9 protein-coding genes are annotated in these 7,348 nt (G+C 39.7%); 2 read left to right on the forward strand and 7 right to left on the reverse strand.

Annotated features, from left to right (window positions below; translation table 11 throughout):
* Nucleotides 1–283: IS1595 family transposase (locus FDK13_RS34885; RefSeq protein WP_137344631.1), on the forward strand; the 283-nt coding region annotated here is incomplete at its 5' end.
* A gap of 79 nt (nucleotides 284–362) precedes the next feature.
* Here the strand turns inward: FDK13_RS34885 and FDK13_RS34890 are convergent.
* The 7 genes from FDK13_RS34890 to FDK13_RS34920 form a co-directional block, all read right to left on the reverse strand.
* On the reverse strand, nucleotides 363–944 hold the full coding sequence (locus tag FDK13_RS34890; RefSeq protein ID WP_137344638.1) for a YdeI/OmpD-associated family protein: 582 nt from the start codon (nucleotides 942–944) through the stop codon (nucleotides 363–365).
* Nucleotides 945–972: 28 nt separating this feature from the next.
* Nucleotides 973–1,638, reverse strand: coding sequence for a DNA alkylation repair protein (locus FDK13_RS34895; RefSeq protein ID WP_137344632.1), 666 nt, complete (start codon nucleotides 1,636–1,638; stop codon nucleotides 973–975).
* Nucleotides 1,639–1,731: 93 nt separating this feature from the next.
* Entirely contained in the window at nucleotides 1,732–2,106 is a 375-nt protein-coding gene (locus tag FDK13_RS34900; protein WP_137344633.1) for a DoxX family protein, read from the reverse strand.
* Nucleotides 2,107–2,112: 6 nt separating this feature from the next.
* Nucleotides 2,113–2,592: an SRPBCC family protein gene (locus tag FDK13_RS34905; protein WP_137344634.1), complete on the reverse strand. Its 480-nt coding sequence runs from the start codon at nucleotides 2,590–2,592 to the stop codon at nucleotides 2,113–2,115.
* Nucleotides 2,593–2,597: 5 nt separating this feature from the next.
* Entirely contained in the window at nucleotides 2,598–2,921 is a 324-nt protein-coding gene (locus tag FDK13_RS34910) for an ArsR/SmtB family transcription factor (protein ID WP_137344635.1), read from the reverse strand.
* Between the two features lie 265 nt (nucleotides 2,922–3,186).
* Nucleotides 3,187–6,456 (reverse strand): type I restriction endonuclease subunit R, encoded by a 3,270-nt coding sequence (locus tag FDK13_RS34915; protein ID WP_137344636.1) that lies wholly within the window; start codon nucleotides 6,454–6,456, stop codon nucleotides 3,187–3,189.
* Complete coding sequence (locus FDK13_RS34920) at nucleotides 6,453–6,857, reverse strand: restriction endonuclease subunit S (protein WP_137344637.1); 405 nt, start codon at nucleotides 6,855–6,857, stop codon at nucleotides 6,453–6,455. The genes FDK13_RS34915 and FDK13_RS34920 overlap by 4 nt, the downstream gene beginning before the upstream one ends.
* Before the next feature lie 245 nt (nucleotides 6,858–7,102).
* On the opposite strand from FDK13_RS34920, the gene FDK13_RS34925 reads away from it, so the two are divergent.
* A partial coding sequence (locus tag FDK13_RS34925; protein WP_374756102.1) for a transposase occupies nucleotides 7,103–7,348 on the forward strand: 246 nt, incomplete at its 3' end.

A 7,348-nucleotide genomic window follows, 5' to 3' on the forward strand; every position in this document is an offset into this window, starting at 1 on the left:
GACCGATGGCTATTGGGGTTACAAAAAATTAAAAGAGGTAATTGCCAAACACAATGTCGTTATTGAGTCCGATAAAAAGAAAGCAGCAAAGCTGTTTCCGTGGGTGAACCGAACCATTAGTAATGCCAAAAGAATGTTAAATGGGGTGCACCATAACTGTATAAATGCCAAATATGTTCAGAACTACCTCGACGAGTTTTGTTATAAGTTTAACCGAAGATATTTTGGCGATAAACTTTCAGATAGACTAATGATAGCGGCAATGGAAAGCACTTGGTATTAATACCGGATAGTCAAATTTTATTATTCTTTTCAACAGGTATACCGTAACACTTGTATTTCTTTAAAAACGATCTTCTTTGCTACAAATCATCCAACCCTTTCCCATCCAAAATCTTTTGAATACTTTTTTCTACCCGTGCTTCCCGGCTTTTTGATTGTTTGGGTTGGAAAAAATGAAGAAGATAAGCTCTTTGCCGTCCCGGGGTTAATGTTTCAAAGGCGGTTTTCAAGGCCGGGGTTTCATCCAGTTTAGTTTGAAATTCTTCTGCGACGCTGAATTCAGCCGGCTTTTTTAGCTCTACTTTCAACCCGGCTTTTTCTACTTCTATGGCTTCATAAATATGGGCTTTTAAGATAGATTCCTGCTCAGTAATTTCTTTTACATTTGCGAACCGGATCTGGCGCACCGCCTGTACATTTTCGGTTTGCTGTATCAGAATACCATGCGTATCCTGCAACAAAGCACCTTTGAAAAACAACAGCGCGCAATATTCCTTAAATACGTGTATTAACACAATATTACTTTTATGAAACGTATAACAGGGACAACCCCATTTCAATTCTTCTGTCAGCCCGCATTCCAAAACGATGGCGCGTAATCGTTGGATTTCTTCCTGCCATTGTTTGCCTTTATCAAAATAAAAATCAGCTTTTGGATTCATTTTATTATTATCAAAAAGAGAAAAATTATTATCCCTGCCGACGTACCATTTCATTAATCCAGATCGGTGCGAAAGGAGAGGTGCATCCTTTGGAAACCGGATAATCTCTGAAAATTCCTAGTGTCTCGCCAATCGCCAGCGCCCTTTCCCGGTATTCAGAAAAGCGAATGCCAATGTTTGCCAATGTAGAATTCATCGTCCATTGTACCTCTGGCGCGGCACCAGCCATCTCGGATTCAATTCTGTCCAGAACTCCGGGTATATCAATTAGTTCCGGAGTTCTACTGATACATCCACTGGTCAAACTCCACCCGGCACGGGCGCACATCACATCTGCCGACTTCATCCACTCATACCGCAGCGGTTCGTTATCCGGGTAGTTTTTAATTACGTAATTATATAACCAATCGGCAACATGAACGAATCTTTCAGATTTTACCAGCCTGTTTAATTCCTCATGAGACAACTTGTTTGGAACGATGATGAGAATGGCCAAAAAGCGGGCATCAATATTTTCGGTATCCCAAAGCGCCAAAGCCAATGAATGATCCGTTTTTATCTTTTTGGCCAACGCCCGGATATCGCCCATTTTTACACCAAATTGATTTTCTCCGGCACCATATTTTACGTTATGAAGGCGCATTGTTTCATTGCCAAAACTTTCAAGCTGAGTAAGCGCTTCTGTAAGTGTCATAGCCGGATTTTAGTCTGATGGAGTATTTTAAATTGGCATATTGGTCACGTTTTTAGCGACCCGATCTGCGCGATCCGATCTACGCGACCCGATCTACGCGATCCGATCAGTGCGATACCTTTTGAAATACCAAGATAATACAGTCAGGATCAATAATAGTACGGGGCCAAAAAATTCTTTTGCACCATCACCCACGGCGAGATGTGAAAATACAGCGCCAGACATCGCAAAAAAGAAACCTGCATAGGCCCATTCTTTCAGCAAGGGGAATTTAGGAATAAGCACGGCTACAACACCCAGTATTTTCCAGATTCCCAATATCGTCAGAAAATAAAGAGGATAGCCTAAATGTGCCATCATATCAGCTTCCTCCTTCATTTTTATTATCTGTACAATTCCCGTTGAAACCATTCCCAGGGAAAGCCAAAGCGTGGCAATCCAGTAGAAAATTTTATTTCTATTTGTCATAATAGCTTATTTTAATTTGTTTAAATATTCCTGTAACCGGTTGTGCGCCATATTGATACCTTGGGAAAAAGGCAGTCGCAGCATTTGGTCCCTTAGCGCGACTGAACGGTACACGACGTGCATAACAAGTTTGCTGGTTTCATCGGTAAGCTTTTCAAATTCCAGGAATTCGAGCTGGACGTCGAATCGGGCCGAAGCGGGCGTATTTTCCATTTCAAATGTCCGGGTAATTTTCTGGTTCGGAGTAAATTCGTGGATTGTCCCATTGGAGCGGAATACCACGTTTCCCTGCGCATCAGATGTTTCAAACTGGTAACTGCCGTGCTTTTTATTTTCAAGTTTCAGCACTTTCGTTCCCATCCACTGCTCAACAATTTCGGGCTCGGCGTAGGCTTTAAATAGTAATTCCAATGGAAGATCAAATTCCCTTGTAATTACTAATTCCTGTTTGCCGTCTTCTGCATCGACTTTTGTTTTTCTTTCCATAAAATTTATTTTTCGGGTTTATAATTTTTCATAATGGTTTCCAGTTTATTAAAACGGTCATCCCACATCTGGCGGAAAGGTTCAATAAAGTCTGCTACTTCCTTCATTTTTTTAGCATTGATATGGTAATAAATCTCCCTGCCATTTTGCTCTTGCGCAATCAATTCGCACTCAGTAAGTATCTGCAAATGTTTTGAAATGGTCGGTCTGGCCGTATCAAAGTTTGATGCTATGGCACCCGCCGTCATGGCCTGCGAAGCCACCAACAATAAAATGGCCCTTCTGGTGGGGTCTGCTATTGCTTGAAATACGTCTCGTCTTAAATTCATTATGTAGTTATTTGGCTACGAATATAAGTGTAGCTATTTGACTACGTAAATTTTTTGAGGAATTTTTTTGATAAGCGTTTTTGGTAGAAGCTAGTTGTAGGATGGTGAGGTGGTTACGCTGTTATGCATAGTTTTTTCAACTATGCATTTTTTATAATTTACCGTCTCTGACGGTTTGGACGAATTTGAGTTTTTGAACGGGGGTTTTGGAGTAGGGTACAGTTCATCTAAAAAATGAAGAATATTTCAAATGGAATTTAATGTACTAATTTGTAAAAAAAACAGCCATTAATTCTGCCTGTTTCAACACGGTTTCAATGGCCTTTGCCTGCTTGTCTGGCGGATAGCCATGTTTTCTTAAAGTTCTGCTTACGATTACCATTAATTTTGCCCGCGCGCTTTCTCTGATTGTCCAGTCTATGGCAGCATTTGCCCTCACTTTGTCAGTGATTTCTCGTGCAATTTCTTTAAGCAGATCGTCTCCCAAAACCATTACGGCGCTGTCGTTCACTTCCAACGCATTGTAAAAGGCTACTTCGTCTTTTGTTAATCCCAGACTTTCATTTTCTTTGTCTGATTGTTTTATTTCCTTTGCAATGTTGATTAATTCCTGAATAATTTCGGAAGTTGTCAATAAGTTATTTTGATAGCGTTTTATTGCGCCTTCCAACATTTCCAATAATTTTTTGCTCTTAACCAGATTTGTTTTTGAACGTGTTTTTATTTCATCATTTAATAATTTTTTCAGAAGTTCGAAAGCTAAATTCTGATGCTTCATACCTTTTACATCTGCAAGGAATTCGTCTGAAAGTACCTCTAATCCAGAGATTTCTGGCTTGTCAATTCCTGCTGCTTCAAAAATATCTATAACACGATCCGAGCTTAATGCTTCGTCAACTATTTGTTTGATAGCCGTTTCAATTTCAATATCTGATTTTCCTGTTCCTGCTCCTTCAAATTTGATCAACCGTGCTTTTACAGCCTGGAAAAATGCAATGTCCTCTTTAATTTCCATTGCTCTTTCTTGTGGAATGGATAATGCAAATGCCTGGCTTAATAAAGAAACTTCCCTTATAAAACGACTTTTGCCATCATGTAATCCAAGGATATGTTCTTCTGACTGAAGAAGGATTGATAGTTTCTCGCCGGACTCGACTTTAAAAAATCTACGATAATTAAATCTGAAACTGTTTGCATAATAAGCCTCTGGTTCTTCGGCTATTATATCATTTTGAGTTTTTGCTTTCTCATTAAAAAACTGCTGAACTACTTCAAATTTTTCATTCATTAATTCAACAGCCCGTTCTATATCCAAAGTTGGCTCACCTTTACCGCCAGCGTCGGAATAAAAAGATAATGCCTTTTTTAAATCCGTTGCTATTCCCAAATAGTCAACGATCAAACCACCTGGCTTGTCTTTAAAAACGCGGTTGACCCTTGCAATAGCCTGCATAAGGTTATGCCCCTTCATTGGTTTGTCTATGTACAGCGTATGCAGGCAGGGCGCATCAAACCCAGTAAGCCACATGTCACAAACAATCACGAGTTTTAAAGAATCATTTTCATCCTTCATTCTGTCAGAAAGTATTTTTCTTTCTGATTTAGTAGTCCGCATATTTTTTGGAATTACCAACGCTGTCGGATCTTCTTTATCAAATTCTGCTTTGTCAGAAGATGAAGATGTCATTACCACTTTAATAATTCCCTGATGGATGCTGTCGTTATGCCAATCCGGTCTCAATAAAATAATTTCCTTATACAAATTGGCCGCAATTCTCCTGCTCATGGCCACGATCATTCCTTTTCCATCAAATACTTTCTGACGTTGTTCTGAATGATTTATGATGTCCTTCGCCAGGTTTTTTATACGATCATCATTTCCAACAATTGCTTCCATCGTAGTATATTTGGCTTTCGTCTTTTGCTGGTTTGTTATCTCTTCATCCTGATCCAGCTCTGCGTCAAATTCTTCGATCAGGCGCTTGCCCTCTTCGGCCAAACTTACTTTTGCCAAACGACTTTCATAGTAAATACGAACCGTTGCACCATCAGCAACCGCCTGGGAAATATCGTAAACATCTACATACTGCCCAAAAATCTGCGGAGTATTAATGTCGGTTCCTTCGATAGGTGTTCCGGTAAAGCCAATATAGGTTGCATTGGGCAAAGCATCCCGCATGTATTTCGCGAAACCATATGCTATTCTTTGACCAATTATTTCTTTGGTTTCTTTATCTCTTACTTGTTTAATGGACGCCTCAAATCCGTATTGTGTTCTATGCGCCTCATCGGCAATCACCACCACATTTCGCCGATCAGTCAACAGTTCATAAGCTGCACTTGATGAAGCGTCCGGTAAAAATTTTTGAATGGTTGCGAATACAATTCCGCCACTTGCAACTTTCAACAACTCCTTCAAGTGTTCACGGTCTTTCGCCTGAACGGGCTCCTGCCGCAGAAGTTGTCTGGAATTAGCAAAGGTGTCAAATAATTGATCATCCAGATCATTACGGTCTGTAATGACCAAAATCGTCGGGTTTTGCATTTCAGGTGCGGTGATGAGTTTGCCCGCATAAAATACCATACTCAAACTTTTTCCCGAACCCTGGGTATGCCACACAACGCCGCCACGCTTATCACCTTTCACGCCCGATGCGATGATGGAAGATTCAACAGCCCTGTTTACTGCATAATACTGATGATAAGCCGCAAGCTTTTTAACCGTTTCAATCTGTGTTATTCCCGTTTTCGGGTCTTCTTTTTTGTTTTTTTCAAATACGATAAAATTACGCACGAGGTCCAAAAGTGTATCCGGATTCAGCATACCTTTCAGCAGGATTTCCAACTGAGGAATAAACCGGGAAGCCTCTTTTTTTCCGTCGGCGGATTTCCAATTCATGTAGCGACTGTAACCTGCCGAAATACTTCCTGCTTTACAGGCCATTCCATCAGAAATAACGCAAATGGCATTGTACGTAAACAAACTTGGGATGGTAGCTTTATAGGTTTGTAACTGATCATATGCTTTACGAATCGTCGCGTTCTGGTCTGCGGCGTTTTTTAATTCGATGACAACCAGGGGGATACCATTTGCGAAAAGTAATAGATCAGGCCGTTTGTTTTGTCCATTTTCAATGATGATATATTGATTGACGCACAGAAATTCATTGTTCATGCGATCTTCAAAATCCACCAAAGCAACTTCGTAACTACGTTCAAATCCGTCTTGCTGATAGGGAATTTTAACTTTTTCTACCAAAAGCTGATGAAACGTTTCATTGTTATGAAGCATTTCGGGCGAGTAAATTCGTAATACTTTTTGAATGGCCAACTCCTGCGCATCTGCCGGAATGCCCGGATTGAGCACCGCAACAGATTTACGCAAACGATCAACTAAAATAATTTGCTCAAAGTTTTCTCTTTCAGATCTTTCCGCACCCGGAGCCAGAGCCAAGCCATGGATATACTCCCAACCGATCAATTGGAGAATTTCAATGGCAAAGGTTTCAATTTTGTCTTCCGTGATTGGCTTCATTTAATTATTTTTGTATTAAGTTCTGAAACTCTGACTTCGCCTGACATTAATTTTGGTAAAAGATTGTCGCGGGTTTGGGTTAGCGTTTGGATTGTTTCTTGGTTAGATTCCATTTTTTTAATTATATTATCAAATTCTATTTGATATGAATCAATCCTTTCTTTCGGTGGAATTCTAAAAGAAATGCCTTTAAGTCCTTCAATAGTTAGTGCCTCTTGTGTACTTCCAATTTTTATTGACTGCAATTCTTCTTGTCCAATTTTAGAAATTAACCATAAATAAATAATGGAACTTGGAATTTTTTTAAAATCCTTAAACCAAGTCAAGTTCCCGTCTTTAAAATAAAACTTATCAGACTTTCGAACTCTGTAAGCGACACCCAAAGTACCCACGGAGGTCATATGTCACTTTCTTTTGGTGAACCAAATTTACTATCTATTTCATTGAATCTATCTGTTGATATATGGAGATCACTATTGGTTGAACCATTATTTCTTAATTCAATGATTTCTTTGCTTCTGTAAAATGGAACACCTGACAAAACGTATTCTGAATAAAATATTCTTTTGCTAGAAGTTATCGTGAGAATTTCACCTAGCAGCCTGTCGGACTTGAACGTTTAGAAATAGTTTTGTATCTTCAGATTATGAAACATTTTGTAGGAGCTAACCGCGGGCAAACGACATTTATGCCATATGATCTTGAAGAATGGTTGCCACAGGACCATTTGGCCCGATTCACCGTTGAGATCGTCGATAAGCTGGATTTTACCAGGATTTATGCACAGTATCGTGGTACTGGCACTGCTGCCTATGACCCCAAATTACTTCTGGCCCTGATCTTTTACGGCTACTCGACAGGCATTTTTAGTTCAAGGAAAATAGAATCTGCC

Origin of the sequence: Dyadobacter frigoris, from assembly GCF_005280585.1 — a bacterium.
Taxonomy (GTDB): domain Bacteria; phylum Bacteroidota; class Bacteroidia; order Cytophagales; family Spirosomataceae; genus Dyadobacter; species Dyadobacter frigoris.